Annotated in this window: 29 protein-coding genes; 28 read left to right on the top strand and 1 reads right to left on the bottom strand. The window is 36.3% G+C overall.

Annotated elements, in window-relative coordinates:
* The first annotated feature begins 62 nt into the window (after nt 1–62).
* The 4 genes from BA768_RS00310 (at nt 63) to mobC (ending at nt 3,432) form a co-directional block, all read left to right on the top strand.
* Nucleotides 63–437 (top strand): ArsR/SmtB family transcription factor, encoded by a 375-nt coding sequence (locus tag BA768_RS00310; RefSeq protein ID WP_002978466.1) that lies wholly within the window; start codon nt 63–65, stop codon nt 435–437.
* A complete protein-coding gene (gene merTP, locus BA768_RS00315) occupies nt 434–1,027 on the top strand; it encodes a mercuric transport protein MerTP (protein ID WP_002978464.1) in 594 nt (197 codons plus the stop codon). The genes BA768_RS00310 and merTP overlap by 4 nt, the downstream gene beginning before the upstream one ends.
* A 6-nt stretch (nt 1,028–1,033) precedes the next feature.
* Nucleotides 1,034–1,240 (top strand): GDCCVxC domain-containing (seleno)protein, encoded by a 207-nt coding sequence (locus tag BA768_RS20815; RefSeq protein ID WP_002996045.1) that lies wholly within the window; start codon nt 1,034–1,036, stop codon nt 1,238–1,240.
* A 197-nt stretch (nt 1,241–1,437) separates the two neighbouring features.
* On the top strand, nt 1,438–3,432 hold the full coding sequence (gene mobC / locus BA768_RS00325) for a conjugal transfer protein MobC (protein ID WP_065719250.1): 1,995 nt from the start codon (nt 1,438–1,440) through the stop codon (nt 3,430–3,432).
* A gap of 124 nt (nt 3,433–3,556) precedes the next feature.
* On the opposite strand, the gene BA768_RS00330 is transcribed toward mobC, so the two are convergent.
* A complete protein-coding gene (locus BA768_RS00330; protein ID WP_065719251.1) occupies nt 3,557–4,198 on the bottom strand; it encodes a CGNR zinc finger domain-containing protein in 642 nt (213 codons plus the stop codon).
* 249 nt (nt 4,199–4,447) lie between these two features.
* Between BA768_RS00330 and BA768_RS00335 the strand changes: the two genes are divergently transcribed.
* From BA768_RS00335 to BA768_RS00440, 24 genes are all read left to right on the top strand, one after another.
* Entirely contained in the window at nt 4,448–4,918 is a 471-nt protein-coding gene (locus tag BA768_RS00335) for a hypothetical protein (RefSeq protein ID WP_065719252.1), read from the top strand.
* 143 nt (nt 4,919–5,061) lie between these two features.
* Nucleotides 5,062–5,574 carry a DinB family protein gene (locus tag BA768_RS00340; RefSeq protein ID WP_065719253.1) on the top strand — a complete coding sequence of 171 codons (513 nt, stop codon included), beginning with the start codon at nt 5,062–5,064 and terminating at the stop codon, nt 5,572–5,574.
* Nucleotides 5,571–6,029: an SRPBCC domain-containing protein gene (locus BA768_RS00345; protein ID WP_065719254.1), complete on the top strand. Its 459-nt coding sequence runs from the start codon at nt 5,571–5,573 to the stop codon at nt 6,027–6,029. The genes BA768_RS00340 and BA768_RS00345 overlap by 4 nt, the downstream gene beginning before the upstream one ends.
* Before the next feature lie 118 nt (nt 6,030–6,147).
* On the top strand, nt 6,148–6,654 hold the full coding sequence (locus BA768_RS00350) for a GNAT family N-acetyltransferase (RefSeq protein WP_083206539.1): 507 nt from the start codon (nt 6,148–6,150) through the stop codon (nt 6,652–6,654).
* A 79-nt stretch (nt 6,655–6,733) separates the two neighbouring features.
* A complete protein-coding gene (locus BA768_RS21165) occupies nt 6,734–6,901 on the top strand; it encodes a hypothetical protein (RefSeq protein WP_165601757.1) in 168 nt (55 codons plus the stop codon).
* 130 nt (nt 6,902–7,031) lie between these two features.
* The gene (locus tag BA768_RS00355; protein WP_065719255.1) at nt 7,032–7,442 is read left to right on the top strand and encodes a VOC family protein; all 411 of its coding nucleotides are present in this window, start codon (nt 7,032–7,034) and stop codon (nt 7,440–7,442) included.
* 54 nt (nt 7,443–7,496) lie between these two features.
* Nucleotides 7,497–7,883, top strand: coding sequence for a VOC family protein (locus BA768_RS00360; RefSeq protein ID WP_065719256.1), 387 nt, complete (start codon nt 7,497–7,499; stop codon nt 7,881–7,883).
* Nucleotides 7,884–7,907: 24 nt separating this feature from the next.
* The gene (locus tag BA768_RS00365) at nt 7,908–8,291 is read left to right on the top strand and encodes an MmcQ/YjbR family DNA-binding protein (RefSeq protein ID WP_065719257.1); all 384 of its coding nucleotides are present in this window, start codon (nt 7,908–7,910) and stop codon (nt 8,289–8,291) included.
* The gene (locus BA768_RS00370) at nt 8,288–9,121 is read left to right on the top strand and encodes an alpha/beta hydrolase (RefSeq protein WP_065719258.1); all 834 of its coding nucleotides are present in this window, start codon (nt 8,288–8,290) and stop codon (nt 9,119–9,121) included. Before BA768_RS00365 ends, BA768_RS00370 begins: the two co-directional genes overlap by 4 nt.
* Before the next feature lie 136 nt (nt 9,122–9,257).
* Nucleotides 9,258–9,536 (top strand): hypothetical protein, encoded by a 279-nt coding sequence (locus tag BA768_RS00375; protein ID WP_065719259.1) that lies wholly within the window; start codon nt 9,258–9,260, stop codon nt 9,534–9,536.
* 83 nt (nt 9,537–9,619) lie between these two features.
* The gene (locus BA768_RS21585; protein WP_262484162.1) at nt 9,620–9,742 is read left to right on the top strand and encodes a hypothetical protein; all 123 of its coding nucleotides are present in this window, start codon (nt 9,620–9,622) and stop codon (nt 9,740–9,742) included.
* A gap of 51 nt (nt 9,743–9,793) precedes the next feature.
* Complete coding sequence (locus BA768_RS00380) at nt 9,794–10,270, top strand: VOC family protein (RefSeq protein WP_065719260.1); 477 nt, start codon at nt 9,794–9,796, stop codon at nt 10,268–10,270.
* Nucleotides 10,271–10,452: 182 nt separating this feature from the next.
* A complete protein-coding gene (locus BA768_RS00385) occupies nt 10,453–11,235 on the top strand; it encodes a MerR family transcriptional regulator (protein WP_065719261.1) in 783 nt (260 codons plus the stop codon).
* A 72-nt stretch (nt 11,236–11,307) separates the two neighbouring features.
* Nucleotides 11,308–11,688, top strand: coding sequence for a nuclear transport factor 2 family protein (locus BA768_RS00390; protein WP_065719262.1), 381 nt, complete (start codon nt 11,308–11,310; stop codon nt 11,686–11,688).
* Nucleotides 11,689–11,694: 6 nt separating this feature from the next.
* The gene (locus BA768_RS00395) at nt 11,695–12,054 is read left to right on the top strand and encodes an MmcQ/YjbR family DNA-binding protein (protein WP_065719263.1); all 360 of its coding nucleotides are present in this window, start codon (nt 11,695–11,697) and stop codon (nt 12,052–12,054) included.
* 12 nt (nt 12,055–12,066) lie between these two features.
* On the top strand, nt 12,067–12,561 hold the full coding sequence (locus BA768_RS00400) for a GNAT family N-acetyltransferase (protein WP_065719264.1): 495 nt from the start codon (nt 12,067–12,069) through the stop codon (nt 12,559–12,561).
* Nucleotides 12,562–12,593: 32 nt separating this feature from the next.
* Complete coding sequence (locus BA768_RS00405) at nt 12,594–12,971, top strand: nuclear transport factor 2 family protein (RefSeq protein WP_065719265.1); 378 nt, start codon at nt 12,594–12,596, stop codon at nt 12,969–12,971.
* A 42-nt stretch (nt 12,972–13,013) separates the two neighbouring features.
* Complete coding sequence (locus tag BA768_RS00410; RefSeq protein ID WP_065719266.1) at nt 13,014–13,364, top strand: DUF4180 domain-containing protein; 351 nt, start codon at nt 13,014–13,016, stop codon at nt 13,362–13,364.
* A 97-nt stretch (nt 13,365–13,461) separates the two neighbouring features.
* Nucleotides 13,462–14,028 (top strand): dihydrofolate reductase family protein, encoded by a 567-nt coding sequence (locus BA768_RS00415; RefSeq protein ID WP_065719267.1) that lies wholly within the window; start codon nt 13,462–13,464, stop codon nt 14,026–14,028.
* Between the two features lie 35 nt (nt 14,029–14,063).
* Nucleotides 14,064–14,630, top strand: coding sequence for a Crp/Fnr family transcriptional regulator (locus BA768_RS00420; RefSeq protein ID WP_065719268.1), 567 nt, complete (start codon nt 14,064–14,066; stop codon nt 14,628–14,630).
* Nucleotides 14,631–14,701: 71 nt separating this feature from the next.
* Complete coding sequence (locus BA768_RS00425) at nt 14,702–15,133, top strand: DUF1761 domain-containing protein (RefSeq protein WP_065719269.1); 432 nt, start codon at nt 14,702–14,704, stop codon at nt 15,131–15,133.
* A gap of 28 nt (nt 15,134–15,161) precedes the next feature.
* Nucleotides 15,162–15,485, top strand: coding sequence for a YciI family protein (locus BA768_RS00430; RefSeq protein WP_083206543.1), 324 nt, complete (start codon nt 15,162–15,164; stop codon nt 15,483–15,485).
* A gap of 135 nt (nt 15,486–15,620) precedes the next feature.
* Entirely contained in the window at nt 15,621–16,013 is a 393-nt protein-coding gene (locus BA768_RS21705; RefSeq protein WP_410493488.1) for a hypothetical protein, read from the top strand.
* Between the two features lie 53 nt (nt 16,014–16,066).
* The gene (locus tag BA768_RS00440) at nt 16,067–16,888 is read left to right on the top strand and encodes an RteC domain-containing protein (RefSeq protein ID WP_065719272.1); all 822 of its coding nucleotides are present in this window, start codon (nt 16,067–16,069) and stop codon (nt 16,886–16,888) included.
* The last annotated feature ends 18 nt before the right edge of the window (nt 16,889–16,906 follow it).

The following is a 16,906-nucleotide window of genomic DNA, read 5'->3' on the forward strand; positions in this document are numbered from 1 at the left end:
TGAAAGAATTTGAGTTGTATTTAAGTAATTGCTTAAATAAACAAATTGACTATCTTTGTGCTATGGACAATAATTCTTGCATACGACAACAAGCAGACATTAAACAAATAAACCGCTGTAAAGACCGAGTTTCAGAACTCAACGGTTCTTTTGACTATTTATCGAACGGACTTGAATTAGCGGGAAACAATGTAAGACTGAAAATACTCTTTCTACTTTATGAAGAAAAACGACTTTGTGTTTGTGATATAAGTGATATTCTTGGTATGACAATTTCAGCGGTTTCACAACACTTGCGGAAACTCAAAGACAGAAAACTTATTGAAACCGAACGAGAAGCTCAAACTATTTTTCACTCACTGACTAAAGAGTATGAAAAAATGCTGAAACCATTTTTCAAAATACTTGACGAAAACAAAATATTAGAAACAATATGAAAACTGACAAAAAATTAATTGGTGCAGGACTTTTGACTACAATTGCAGCTTCTCTTTGTTGCATCACACCAGTATTGGCTCTTATTGCAGGAACAAGCGGTCTTGCTTCCACTTTTTCTTGGCTTGAACCTTTTCGACCCTATTTTATCGGGTTGACAATTTTGGTTCTTGGTTTTGCTTGGTATCAAAAGTTGAAACCCAAAAAGCAGATAGATTGCAATTGTGAGACAGAAGAAAAACCAAAATTCATTCAGTCAAAAATGTTTTTAGGAATTGTAACAGCATTTGCAATCGTAATGCTTGCCTTTCCATACTACTCAAGCATTTTCTACCCAAAGACAGAAAAGCAAATTATAGCGGTGGACAAATCCAATATTCAAAAAGTAGAATTTACGATTAGCGGAATGACTTGTGCAAGTTGTGGCGAACACGTAAATCACGAAGTAAATAAATTGACAGGAATAATAAGTTCAAACGCCTCATACGAAAAAGGAAACGCAATCGTGGAATTTGACAACTCAAAAACGAATATTTCTGAGGTCGAAAAAGCAATTAACTCAACAGGATATTCTGTAACCGACAAAAAATAAAACCAAATGGAAATCATATTGCAATCAACAATTACTTGCCCCAACTGCGGACACAAGAAAGAAGAAACAATGCCGACAGACGCTTGCCAATATTTCTACGAATGTGAAAAATGCAAACAAGTTCTTAAACCAAAACAAGGAGACTGTTGTGTTTATTGTAGTTACGGAAGTGTTCCTTGTCCACCAATTCAGCAGGACAAAAAATGTTGCTGACGGACAGAAAACAGAAGAGCAACTAAAAGTATTTTTTATTTGGATGCTTCATAAATGTTACGATACAAAAGGATCATAGAAGCTACAACTCTTATCACTTCGCCAAACACTGCCACGCACCGCCATTGACTGCCACATTCTTATAGCCGCTGTGTAGAGCCTTTAAATTCACGCCCGAACATTAAAACTAAAAAAGAATGCAGGGAGAAGACGATTTAAGAGGTTTAGCCAAAATAATGGCTTTTATGCGGGCAGTCAGTATTCTTTTGGTGCTGATGCACCTTTATTGGTTCTGCTACGGGTTCTTTTTAGAACGTGGTTGGACGTTGGAAATAATCAACAAGATATTAGGCAATTTCGACCGGACGGCGGGCTTGTTTTCACATACCCTTTATACCAAGGCGTTCGCTTTGGTTTTGCTTGCTTTGAGTTGTTTGGGAACGAAAGGCGTAAAGAATGAGAAGATAACCTGGGCTAAAATCTACGTGGCTTTGGGCGTTGGTTTTGTGCTGTTCTTTCTGAACACGCCGTTGTTAAAGCTATCTCCGGTAATAGGCACATTTCTGTATATCCTTACTATCTCGTTAGGTTATATTGCTTTGCTGATGGCGGGCGTATGGATGAGCCGCTTGCTTCGTACCAACTTAATGGACGATGTTTTCAACAACGAGAACGAGAGCTTTCAACAGGAAACAAAGCTGATGGAAAATGAATATTCCGTTAACCTGCCCACCAAATTTTACTACAAAGGCAAATGGAACAACGGTTGGATAAACATTGTAAATCCTTTCAGGGCATCAATCGTGTTGGGTACTCCGGGTTCCGGTAAATCTTATGCCATCGTAAATAACTACATCAAGCAGCAGATAGAAAAAGGCTTTAGTATGTACATCTACGATTTCAAGTTTGACGACCTTTCGACTATCGCCTACAATCATTTGCTGAAGCACAGGGATAAATATAAAGTTCAGCCGAAATTTTACGTGATAAACTTCGACGACCCACGTAAGAGCCACCGTTGCAACCCACTCAATCCTGATTTTATGACGGACATTTCGGATGCTTACGAAGCGGCTTATACCATAATGTTGAACCTCAACAGGTCGTGGATACAGAAGCAAGGCGATTTTTTCGTAGAAAGCCCAATTATTTTATTTGCAGCCATAATTTGGTATCTGAAAATCTATGAGGACGGTAAATATTGTACATTCCCACACGCTATTGAATTACTGAACAAAAAGTACTCGGATGTGTTCACGATTTTAACCTCATATCCCGATTTAGAAAACTACCTATCACCCTTTATGGATGCGTGGCAAAGCGGTGCACAAGACCAATTACAAGGACAAATAGCATCGGCAAAAATTCCACTATCACGAATGATTAGCCCACAATTGTACTGGGTAATGACAGGCGATGATTTTACGCTCGACATCAATAATCCGAAAGAACCGAAAATTTTGTGCGTAGGCAATAATCCCGACAGGCAGAATATTTATTCCGCAGCTTTGGGTTTGTACAATTCTAGGATTGTAAAATTGATAAATAAGAAAGGGCAATTAAAAAGTTCCGTTATTATAGATGAGTTACCTACAATCTATTTCAGAGGGCTGGATAACCTTATTGCAACTGCAAGAAGTAATAAAGTTGCAGTTTGTTTGGGTTTTCAGGATTTCTCTCAATTGATACGGGATTACGGTGACAAAGAAGCTAAAGTTATTCAGAATACCGTTGGTAATATTTTCAGTGGTCAGGTGGTTGGAGAAACAGCAAAAAGCCTTTCGGAACGTTTCGGGAAAGTATTGCAGAAACGTCAGAGCATATCTATCAACAGAAATGATACGTCAACTTCTGTTTCCACCCAATTAGATAGCCTTATTCCGGCTTCAAAGATTTCAACATTGACACAGGGTATGTTTGTAGGTTCTGTATCGGATAATTTTGAGGAACGTATCGAGCAAAAGATATTTCACGCTGAAATAGTAGTAGATAACGAAAAGGTAGCTGCCGAAACCAAGGCTTATCAAAAGATACCACAAATCTTATCTTTTGTAAATGAACACGGCGAGGATAGGATGAAGCAGGAAATTGAAAGTAATTACAAACAGATAAAATTAGACATCCTGAATATTGTTACAAGTGAACTGGAGCGTATCAAGAATGACCCGAACTTACAGCATTTGGTACAATAGTAATGCTACAACCGCCCAATATACATTTTCAATATAAAGGAAATATCATCGTTGCCGATCTTTAACGATTTTTATGGCTTTGTTGATTTACTATTAAATTTAAGTTAGCAAGTAAAAACCATCTTTAGCTTTGATCTTTGTTTTCAGATGATTTGCTACTTTTTCTTTTATTATAGCGTTTCATTTTGTCCGATGTTCCACAATATTTTGGGTTGCACCATTTGCGGCTTGCATTTCTCGTTTCATCCAAAAAGACCCACCCGCATGTTGGGCATTCCTTTATTCGCTTTAAGTTGTGATCGGTTAGCAGATGAACCAATGAATTTAAGACTTTCCAAACAGGAAACAAAAAGTCATTGGAAGTATCTATCTGATCCATAAAGAATTTATTTCCATCATACTGCAACCGCTGTCTCGATAATGCATCAACCACCAAAAGATTTGCTTCGGGCAAAAACAATAGTTTTTTATCATCATTTCTTTGGGCAACCGCAGAAATAAGTCCCTGTAAAATCCTACGTATTTCTCTAATACGGTTAAGCGCAGCCAAAGCCTCTTGGGGATGTACACTTTCCAATTCCCTTAATATCTGGAGACGTTGAGAATGAAAAATTCCTAATTTAAAACACCAATCAATAAAATCATTGTAATTGTTAAGATAGTCATAATTATACTCTGATTTCCAGGAGCTTACCGTATTTACAAAATTACAGCACAGGATATTGCTATCAATTACCAATGTTTCTATGCTACGAAATTTCCCCATATTGCAAAGTTATGCTATTTATTGTTTAACCGAAAGATACGGTCTCAATTCTTATGGTGTATTACCTCAGGAAGCAAAATTTAAATAATCGGAATAGATTTTTTTGCCAATACTATTGTCGGTATTATAAAAATACTTAAATTTACTATCTAAATTAAAGTAGATGGTAAATATTATTGGATTTTATGTAGCGTTTTTAATGTCGCACTCGTATTATCTAAAAATTTTAATTACTTAAAAACTTAAAAAATGAAAACAAATTTAATTTATGTAGCCTTCGCATTACTTTTTTGCTTTGCTATTACTTCATGTGAAAAATCCGACAACAATCCGGAAACAGTTCTTGAAAACAATCTGCTGAGGAGTGCCGAAAAATATGCGGAACTGGTAGAGAAAAGAAATGATGGAGATTTCAATATTGAAGACATTAAGAGAAATGGTAACATGCTAACCATTAAAGTTAAAGGTGGTTGCAATCAAGACGATTTCCATGTCGTGTGGGACGGATCTATAATGTTTTCCAACCCCGGGCAGATCAATCTTGTGCTCAATAACAAATCTCAAGAAGACTGTGGCTTAGAAAAACAATTTGATATCAACGTAGACCTTAGCAAGGTTGTTGGAAAGTACGACGCCAAGGACTTTATTTTCAACGTAGCCAATGGTTCAAAAAAACAGGATAAATCATTAAATCCAAATGGATCCATTACAGTCAAGTAAAATTTGTCCCATTAGGTCATATTCACTGTAGTAGTGTATTCGTCAGGTTTAATTCTGTATTACAAAATTGACTTGACGAATTGTAAGACTGCTAAACCTTTTTAAACCTGATACTTAAACTTCATTTCAAATATTAATATTAAATGGAAGCAACCACCACCAAGTTCCAACAAACGATCAAGGAATTAACGGAAATGTTAGAAGCTTTTAGTACTGAACAGCTAAATAAAATTCCTTTTTCAAACAGTTGGACAGCAGGTCAGGTCGGTGATCATCTTTTAAAATCGTATGGTTCATGGGAAATTTTCAAAGGCTGGACGGGGTTTGCCGATAGACCGTATGACGAGAACTCCAAACTACTAAGTGAGCTTTTTTTGAATTTCAATATAAAGCTAATCGCAGAAAATTCGGATGCTATTTATCCATCAGATGGATATATTGAAAAGGAAGATTTGATTTTAAATATCCAGACAATAAGTGAAAGTATTATAAGCTTCTCAAGCCGAAACGATCTTAGAGTGCTATGCTTGGATTTTGAATTTCCAACATTCGGGTACATGACACGGTTTGAATGGATACATTTTTATGTTGTGCATACTCAAAGACACATTAAACAGTTAACAAAAATTTCTAACATCTTAAATATCCAAAAATGAATAAGCCCCTTGTAGTCAGCAAAGAAAAGATAATAGAAGCAACACAACATGAAATTTGGGAAGTAATCACAAATCCTGAATATTTTAAAGATTGGATGCTTGTACCTGCAAAAGCCGAAGATGAAAAAACCATTGCATTAGGAAGTAAAATTTATTGGATCAATGATAATGACATCGTTTACCTTGAAGGTGAAGTCATAACATTTGTTCCGAATACAAAATTGGTTATTTCATTATCGGATATCAGTTGGGACAAAAAGGTTCCGAAGGACAGTGTAACGTATGAATTTCATCTAACGGGAACGAAAAGCGGAACGCTGATCAAGTTTCTCTTAGGTGACCTTTCAATAGACCCAGAAGGTGAATCTTGGTATAATTCTTATAAAGACAGTGACGAAATAGGTTCCATAGAAAAAGTGATTAATTCCGAAAGGAGAAAGAGAAAGAATATCTAATTAAGTCCAGTCCCATAACATTGAAAATGGAATTTGATGCATTTATTGATCCTAAAGGAGCTAGGTAATTTTCTGGATTAATTTTCAAAAATTCTCTAACTGAAAATTCAAAGGCAGAATGACAATAGATACAGAAAGACTTAAGATTACACCATTATTGGAAAAAGACGCATCATTTATTGTTGAGCTTTTAAATACTGATGGATGGATCAAGAATATTGGTGACCGTAACATTCATTCAGAAAAAGATGCAAGGGAGTACATCCAAAAAGTAAATAGTAATCCGCATATCACCTATTGGACGGTAAAGTTAAAAAAAGAAGGATTGCCAATCGGTCTGGTGACCATTATCAAGCGAGACTATTTACCATCTAAAGATGTAGGTTTTGCCTTCCTACCCCAGTTCTTTCATAAGGGCTATGCGTTTGAGGCAACCAAAGCTGTTTTGCAGGCTTTGGTAAATAGCAATGGGCTTGAAATTATTCTGGCGATCAGCTTGCCGGATAATAACTCATCCATAAAGCTGATTGAAAAACTCGGCCTGAAATTTGAAAAAACGATTAATCATGAGAACAATATTCTGGATGTCTACAAAGCATCCAAGGAAGAATTGTTCCCAGATTGATTGAACCAGAGAATTTCTTGCCATATGATAACCCGACCAAAAGATAGTTGTGATAATTTTATAATTTATACTTAGACGGATGGACAAATCAAAAAACAATACCGATACCCTGATACTTGCTTCCGGAGAAGGTCTAACTTACAATTGTGGAGCTATGAACTCAATTTTTAAGGCTGACGACAATGAAACTTCCAAAAAATACAGCATTTCCAAATGGCGGCCTGAGCCGAACTCAGAAGGTCCGTGACCACATTATCTCGAAAACAACGATGAAGTTTTTTATTTGCTGGAAGGAAGATAGCCCCAAAGAAATATAAAAACTTATGCAGAAATCTGAAATAGATAAGCAAACATCCTATCATATAAATTAAACTACAATGGAAAAGATTTTTATTAACCTACCAGTCGACAATATAGATCAGTCGGCGAATTTCTATAAGCAGTTGGGGTTTACTGACTATCCTTTGTTTACGGGCGCTAACCAAAGGTGCGTACTTTGGGGCGAACACATTTATTTGATGTTGCAGACAAAGAAATTTTTCACTTTAGGTAACAAAAAACCTCTAGATATTACAGGCAATTCGACAGCAACCTTTACACTTCCCGTGGAAAGTATAGTAAAGATGAATGAAATTGTTGAAAAAGGCTTAAATGCCGCCGGTAAAGAATCTTTGTCCAAACGGGATGAAGGCGATATGCAAGTGAGAACGCTTGAAGATTTAGACGGTCACCTTTGGGGAATTATTTATTTGGATATCAACAAATTTAAAGAAATAAAAGAAAGGTAAAACACCTCAATTTAAATAAAAAACAAAAATATTCATCAATTAATCCAATAAAAAATGAAAACATATAAACCTCAAAATTACAATTCACTTTCGCCTTATCTTATCATTGAGAATGCAAAGAAATTGGTTGACCTTTTAAAAGCAATTTTCAACGCAAAAGAGTTAAGACGTTTCGACCATGAAAATGGAAAAATTGCGCATTGCGAATTACTGATAGATGATACCATAATCATGTTAAGCGATAGTACGGAAGATTACCCAGCAAATAAGTCTATGTTACATCTTTACGTTCCTGATGTACTTGAAACGTTCGACAGAGCGGTTGAACAAGGTCTCCAAATCATTGAAAGACCAGTAAATAAGCCCAACGACCCTGATACTAGAGGTTCTTTTTACGACTTTGCAGGAAATTATTGGTCAGTAAGCACACAAACAAACTAACAATTCATAACGAGTTTTATTACAATGAAAAGCAAATCAGTCGATTTCAATTATGCCGACTTTGAAACAGTAAAAAATATTGCTTTGACACTTCCCGGCACAGAAGAAAGTATTTCCCACGAAGGAACACCATCTGTAAAGGTTCGTGGGAAATTAATGTGCCGCCTGCACGATGGCGGAGAATTTATTCCTATACGTCTTGGCTTTGAAATAAGGGATAAGTATCTGGATAGCCATCCTGAAATATTCCATTTGCCAGACCATTTTAAGGATTATCCTTACATCTGTATGTGGTTGCATAATTACGACAGAAAACTTCTAGAAGAAATTCTTGAATTAAGTTGGAGAGGACTTGCAACGAAAAAGCAGATAATGGAGTTTGAAGAAAACAAAAAACAAAATAGATGAACAGATATATTTTAATTTTCATCATCTCTTTAGCTACAACTGTTTTATATGGACAGACAAAGGGAACCGAAAACACAAAACCCTTTGTACTTGGAATTATCAATGAAATCTATTCAAAAGAACTGAATGAAAAAAGGGTGTTGAATATCTATCTGCCGGAAGGCTACAACCCGAAAGACACGATACGTTACCCTGTCATTTATTTACTTGACGGTTCGGCAGATGAGGATTTTATCCATATCGTGGGGCTTGTGCAGTTCAATAGTTTTGAATGGGTTAAGCAAGCTCCAAAATCAATAGTAGTTGGTATCGCAACGGTGGACAGGAGAAGGGATTTCACATTCCCTACAAATGTAACTGAAGATAAAAGTGCAAATCCCACCTCAGGGCATTCCAACAGATTTATATCGTTCATTGAAAAAGAGCTGCAACCGTATATACAGGAAAAGTATATGACCAGTTCTTCAAAAACCATTATCGGGCAATCGTTAGGCGGGCTTTTGGCAACTGAAATCCTGTTTAAAAAACCGGAACTTTTTAACAAGTATATCATCGTCAGCCCCAGTTTGTGGTGGGATAATGGGTCGTTATTAAACCAACCTCTTGCTCGTTTTGAACACAAAGATATTTATATCGGAGTTGGAAAAGAAGGTTTGGCTCCCACTAAAATTCCCCGGGTAATGGAAGTAGATGCAAATGTTCTAGCTGATAAAATCAAAAACCTGAAAAACAGGAACGTGAACGTTTACTTTGATTATTTGCCACTGGAAAACCACGCAACAATAATGCATCAGGCGGTTTTCAATTCATTTAGACTTTTTTACCCATGATTTTAACTAAATAGGATTAAACCTAAATGGAAGCCTTTTTTTACTTAAACAACATGTTTATTCGGAAACTAAGGAATGTTAGTGATTATAAATAAGCCTACTGAATAATAACATAAAAAAACTTAAATTAAAATCAATGTATGCAATTCTAATTCAATTAACAATAAACCCTCAATTTGCTTCAGAAGCAGCAACCACTTTCACGAATAGTATATTACCCAAGGTTAAAAGTGCACCGGGTTTTATCGCGGGGTATTGGGTAGATCCGGTCAATGACGAAGGTTTTGGATTTATTCTATTTGAGAATGCGGATCAAGCTAAATCTGTTTTGCCTCCTACGATTGATTGGGCAGCCCCAGGAGTGATTATAAATAAATTTGACATGAGAAGGGTGGCAGTTTCAATTCCTTGCTAATCGATTAAAAATGGGAGCCAAAAGACAAAAAAATCAATAAAATTGAAGACGGATTACCAAGTCTGATTAAAAGATATCAAAAAATGGATGAAAATATCACATTGATTTTTTTACCACAGGAAAACCATGAAACATTAATTCACCAAGCTATTTCGAATTTCGCAACAAGAAGAATTGCGGTCTTATTTAGACAGGAGGTGGGTTAACAAAAATAGTATACTGTTAACAGCAATCTTAAAATTTAAAATAAAAATAGGATGAAGAGTAAATTATTAGAAATGAACAACGTTGGTATCGTTGTAGAAAATCTTGATAAAGCAATTGGTTTTTTTACAGAAATAGGGCTTACACTGGAAGGGCGTATGATAGTTGAAGATGAATGGGCTGGCCGTGTAACTGGGCTTGGAAATCAATCTGTGGAAATTGCGATGATGGTGACACCCGATGGCCACAGTCGCCTAGAACTTTCAAAATTTCTTACTCCTGCAACAGTTTCAGACCACAGGACAGCACCAGTTAATTCACTTGGCTATCTCCGTATTATGTTCAGGGTCAACAATATTGATGAACTGTTATCCAGACTTTTGAAACTCGGTGCTGAACTCGTTGGAGAAGTGGTAAACTACCAGAACGTCTATCGGCTATGTTATATAAGAGGAACAGAAGGGCTTCTGATTGGATTAGCCCAGCAACTTGGTGAGCAAACAACGAAAGATATCTTAGAAAATTCTTGACATTTAATGAGAAAATTGCTGCGACCAACGATACCAAAAGTATGTGCTTAGCGACAGATGTAAAGATTATTTATCTAATTTTCAGTTGTTTATAATTAAATTTAAAAATAATTTCAAAAAACATTTGACCCTAACGTTACGTCATATCATACCTTTGTACAGTCGATAAATAATAAGAAAGAATGAAAACTCTTACAGTTAAAAAATTGGCGGAAATATCGGGTGTGAGCGTACGCACACTTCATTATTATGATCAAATCGGCTTGCTCCGTCCATCAGTAAGAACCGAGAAGAAGTACAGGCTTTATGGAAATGACGAGTTATTGCGCTTGCAGCAAATTCTGTTTTTCCGTGAACTGGACTTTCCACTCAAGGATATTGTAGAAATGATGGACGAGCCTGACTACGATCTGGTTAAAGCGCTGATGCAGCACAAGTCGGCACTGCTCAACCGCAAAAGAAGAATTTCTGACTTATTGAGAACGATCGACATCACTATTAATAATCTTAAAAAAGGAGAAATGATGAAAGATCCAGAAGAATTGTATAAAGGTTTTCCCAAAGAAGTTGGAACGGCCTTCAGGAAAGAAGCAATTAACAAGTACGGCGCACAAACCGTTGAACAATCTGAAAAAGAGCTGATGAAGCTTGGTAAGTCGGGTGTTGAAGCGCTTCAAAAGGAAATGGAAAACGTTTTCAGCGAACTATTTGCACTGAGAAACGACTGTCCGGAATCGGACATCGTACAGCAACAGATTGCAAGGCATTATGGGATAATTAGCAAATTTTGGGGCAATTCAGTTGTGCCAGATCAAAAAGCTTGTGCTTATGCGGGGCTTGGTGATCTTTTAGTAAATGACGAGCGCTATTTAGCTAATGTTACAGACGGAAATCCGCAACCTGAATTTGCGCTGTTCTTGCAGAAAGCAATGAAATATTTTGCTGAAAACAATTTGGAAAAATAATGTAAGCAAAAAACAGTTAGGGAAAGTCCTGATAACATCGGGCTTTCCCTTATCCTAATAAAAGATTGAAATATGAATGAAATAGATCTAATTAAGGAATTTCAACACATTGAAGACAACTTCAACCGGGCGGTTGTCACAAATGACATCGCAGAAATAAAAAAATGTATCACATCCGATTGGGTGTTGGTAGACAGTCAAGGTGGAATTATACCACAAGAGCGGTTTTTTGAAGTTCTGAAACAAGGGTTGCTATCCCATTGGGCGATGAGCAAAGAAGTGTTGCGGGTAAAAATGTACGGAGGTGTAGCACTGGTAACTGGCCGGGGGCAAAATACCGGAACCTGGCAAGGAGAACCAATGGAAGCTGATGAATGGATTACAGATGTGTACAAAAAAGACGGTGACGAATGGTTGTGTGTACTGAGCCATTTGACCCCGGTAAAAAAATAATTAGTTATGGTAACAGTTGAAAAATTGCTGAAACTGGCACTTTCCTTTCCCGAAACGACGGAAGAGCCCCACTTCGAAAAGACTTCTTTCAGGGTGAAGAAAAAAATATTTGCAACGTATGATGATAAGCTAAAAAGAGTTACCGTCAAGTTATCAGAAATAGATCAGGATATTTTTTCTTCCGCAGATAAATCTGCCATTTATCCGGTTAAAAACAAGTGGGGCAAGCAGGGCTGGACTATAATAGAGCTCGAAATGGTAAGTTGGGAGCTTTTCGTTGAAGTTTTGACAACGGCGTTCTGCGAAGTCGCACCCGAAAAACTAGGCGCCTTAGTTAGATCAGATAAAAATGGACTAAATAACTAAATATACGCTTGCATGGCCATTGAATTTACTGATATAAGCAACCAAAAGCTACTATTAAAACGGCTAACTGAAAAAGATGCTATTGCATTTCACAGTTTGTATTTCCAAAAAGACGGGCAGGAAAGTGAAAAAGTCGAATCAAAGGAGAACAGCAGAGCAGCTTTCGAGTTTACTGAAAATATCATTTCACAATGCAATGATATTTTCACAATACGCACCACCGTAAACCCAGAAAAAATCATTGGAGATTGCGCATTGCACCATTGGGACAAACTGAGGAACGAAATTGAAATCGGCGGCTCCCTGCTTCCCGACTATTGGGGAAAAGGTTTGATGGCAACAGCCTTTCTCTTATTGATCCCCTATGCACAGCGGGAATATGCAATAAACAAAGTCGTAGCGAATACAACCGCTGAAAATATAAACGCATTAAAATTCGCCGAAAAACTAGGTTTCAGAATAGTAGGAACGATGGAAAACAATGTACTGTTAGAAAAAGATTTATGAGGTTTTCTGGCAAATTAATTTAAGACCGAACAATGACAAAACGTGAAGAAATTATAAAAAATTATGTTGACGGCTATAATGCATTCGACATTGACAAGATGGTCCGGGATTTTAACGAAGCTATCATTTTTAAAAACATCAATAATGATGAGGTTACGATGGTGTTAAACGGGATTGAAGCGTTTAGAAAACAAGCTGACCAGGCAAAATCCTATTTTGAAAGCCGGCTGCAAACCATAAAATCTTTCAAGCATAAGGGCGATACCACCGAAATTGAAATAGATTACATTGCAACTTTAGCTTCTGATCTTCCCAACGGATTAAAAAAAGGCGAGCAAATTGATTTAAGCGGAAGATCCATATTCAAATTTTCTGAGGATCAAATTGTTGAGTTAATCGATATAGCTTAGTAAGCGGTACAGATACGAACCATTTAAAAAATTGATCTGACAATGACAATTGAAACACACCATACCAACAGTTTAAAAATAGCTGAAATTATTTCTGACGAAATTATTTTAAGATCTGTCAAAGACGGATTGGATCTATTGGGCGATCTTTACTATCAGGGATTTGATAAGATTCTTATTCATGAAAAAAACATTACGCTCGATTTTTTTGATTTAAAAACTAAACTTGCAGGTGAGATACTCCAAAAATTTGCTCAGTACCGAATGCCTTTAATCATTATAGGTGATTTTTCAAAATGTGAAACCCAAAGTTTAACGGACTTCATTTATGAAAGCAACAAAGGCCGACAGATCAATTTCGTTGGCTCTCTGTCGGAAGCAATAAAACGATAACTCATCGGTACTTTGGGATTTGCCATTTTAAGAAAAGAAATCTGATTTCGAAAGTGAAACACAGCAAAATAAATGAAAAACATGTAAATAAAATACGATGAGAAAAGTAATTGCAACAATCAATACGACACTAGACGGTGTTTGCGACCATACCGCAGGAATTCCTGATGATGAAATACATCAACATTACACAGATTTACTGCGCCATGCGGATGCTATTCTGTTTGGTAGGGTAACGTATCAGCTTATGGAATTTTGGCGGACTTTAGTTGAAAAACCCTCCGGCGAAAAATCAATGGACGACTTTGCCGCGGTTATAGATAATATCCCAAAAATTGTTTTTTCCAGAACCCTCGAAAGCGTAGACTGGAAAAGTGCAAGGTTGGCGGATCAAAATATAGAAAAAGAGATATTAAAGCTTAAACAGCAAACGGGGAAAGACATCCTTATTGGTAGCCGAAGCCTGATATTACAACTGATGAAACTTGATTTGATTGACCAGTACCAGCTCTGTATACACCCTATGGTGGCAGGAGGCGGTTTGCCGTTGTTTGAAGACATAGACAGAACTGTTTTTAAACTCAATAAAACAAAAATATTCGGCAATGGAGCCGTAATGCTTTACTATGAACCGACAACGAAAAGCGCTACAAAAGGCCAATGACATCCATCATGTTAACCATCTTATAACAAAGAGAAATGTCAGAGAAGTTACAATCAGTGCTCAAAATGTTTTCCGACTTTGACGAAAACCAGCTGGTTAGAATATTAAGTTGTTTTAAGCGAAAATGCGTCAGCAAAAATGATGTTTTATTGCATGAGGGAAGCATTTGCAAAGAATTTTACTTTGTGAAAACCGGTTGTGTACGTATATTTTTTGTAGATAAAAACGGGCATGAAAAGACAAGATACATTATGCTCGATAATCATATTGGAACAGCTTTAACAAGTTTCATTTCTCAAAAGCCCTCCATAGAAATGATAGAAGCGCTTGAAGATACCGAGCTTTTAGCAATCAGTCATGCGGATTTTTATCGTCTGAATAGCCAAATGGATAATTGGAGAAATTTTTATCAGCGGATTTTGGAAATGGCTTATTCGTTTCAAAACAGGAAAATTGAGCAAAGGGTAACCCTAACAGCGAAGCAACGATATGAAATTATTTTGAATGAAAATCCTGCCTTAGTTCAACAGGTATCCAACAAGATATTGGCGTCTTATCTGGATATCCGGGAAGAAACTTTAAGTAGGCTTAAATCAAAATAGAACGATTTTGACCTATGTCAATAGCAATATGTGTAAGACTAAGCATTTTTGCATTTACAAAACGCAATGCAATGGAAAAACTCACACAACACAATTATTGGACAATAATCGCAACGGGACTGATAGCATTTGTTCTCAGTGGAATTTGGTACAGCCCGATGGTTTTCGGCGAAATATGGGAGACATACCGAAACCCACCAAACCCCGAAATACCCAGATGGACGATGGCGTTTGCTCCCTTAAGAGAATTGATTGTTGCATATGTGCTGGCGAAATTAATTCTGCTATTGAATTTATCACAATATAAAGACACATTAAAGCTGGTTTTTCTATTGTGGATTTCCTTTCATGCTGTTGGAATGGCGGGAGCAATTTTATGGGATCACATGCAATGGCAGTTAGGCGCTGTCCATGCTGGCGACTGGTTAATGAAAATGACATTTATGGGAATTGTGTTAACCAAATGGCTTAATAAAAAATCAATATCATTAAAAAATCAATAATATGAAAGAATTTGTTTTATTGTTCCGAATGGACATAACCAATGAGAAAGTACAACCAACTAAAGAGCAAATGAAAATTTACATGCAGCAATGGACGGTATGGATAAATAAAATTTCAGAAAACGGCCAACTTGCCGACGGTGGAAATCATTTCTCAAAAGAAGGAAGGGTATTAAAGCCCAATGGCGAAATTATTGAGAAACCGCATATTGCGGACGATATTTCTGTGGCAGGATACTTAATTATACTAGCTGATAACATGAATGAAGCAATAAAGATCGCTAAGAAATGCCCGATCCTGAACGGAGAGAACACAAGTGTTGAGATAAGAGAAACTGCACAACCAGGATAAATTTTAGTGATGGCGATACACAAACGTGAAATACTAAATCAGGCAATCAATTTTTTTTGGTCGATACTTTGTATTGCTCCCATCTTTTGGTTTTGGTTCCAAGAGGGTATCAACAACCTATATTTTTATTTGTTTATGGGATTATCAATAATTATAGGTGTATTGCCCGAGAGTGTTTTTAACTTATTGGCATTCAGCTCTCAAAGAAATTTTTACGAGCGTATTGGTATAAAATATATCCGGAAATTTGTTCAAAACGGCGATGCCGTCAATTCATTGAACAGCACTAAGGCGACAGTCATTAAAGGAAAAAAATATTTTCGGACCTACACAAAAACCATTGCGATGTACGAAAGATATCATTGGATCTGCCTCACCTTTTTTCTTCTTACTACATTATATTGTTTCGTCAGCGGTCATATTAAATTCGGTATATTAATATTAATTGCCAACATATTGTATAATTTCTGTCCAATATTATTGCAACAGTACAATAAGATCAGATTAAAAAAACTACTTAATGACTAAATGGAAAAAGTACTGACTTTTCCACTTAATAATTAAGACTTCAAGATTTTAAAATGACTAAATTTTATAATGAAATACTGTGTAAACTTGAAACGGCAATCCAAGATTTGGAGATTGAGACAGACTACTCAATACAGCGTATAGAAACAGTTATTGACTTAATTATAAAAAGTTTATTAGAATTAAAACAGTTTGTCTTAGCAAAAGGATTTAAGAATACGGATGATGAAATCCATTTTTTCAAATATCAAAAACCAATCATTGTTGCCAAATTGATATACTATAATTCTGTCTATAAGATAGAAGCAAAGAAGCCCTATGGAGATAAGCAAATAAAAAAATTCCTGAACAAAGAATTATTTAAACTCAAAAAATTGTTCGATAACAATATTGATTTCTACAAATATTACCGGAGTAATAACTCCTTTCTTAACGATAAATTTTTTGTGCGGGGAAAACACGATATAAGATTGTGGCTGGACACCTTTTATTTTGAAGCAGACCACCGTTTTTCTACTTCACACGATTATAAAGTTGCTAAAATAATTGCCAATGATCTCATACAAGTTTATCTTGAAGACCAGTTAAATAGTAATCATACCAAGATTTCTGACAATTCTTCACTCAATTGGACAGGAAGCAAAACAGCACTCATAGAGCTTATTTATGCATTGTACGCCCACGGTGTATTTAACAATGGGAATACAGACATAAAATTGATTGCCAAAACTTTTGAAGATGCTTTTAATATTGAGTTAGGCGATTTTTACCACACGTTTATGGAATTGGAAGCCCGTAAGATAAACCGAACGAAATTTCTTAACAGCCTATGTGAAGCACTGGTAAAGAAAATGGACGAGCAAGACGAGAAGTAAAGATCGCATAAGGCAGAC

Source organism: Chryseobacterium sp. CBo1, assembly GCF_001693475.1.
Taxonomy (GTDB): domain Bacteria; phylum Bacteroidota; class Bacteroidia; order Flavobacteriales; family Weeksellaceae; genus Chryseobacterium; species Chryseobacterium formosense.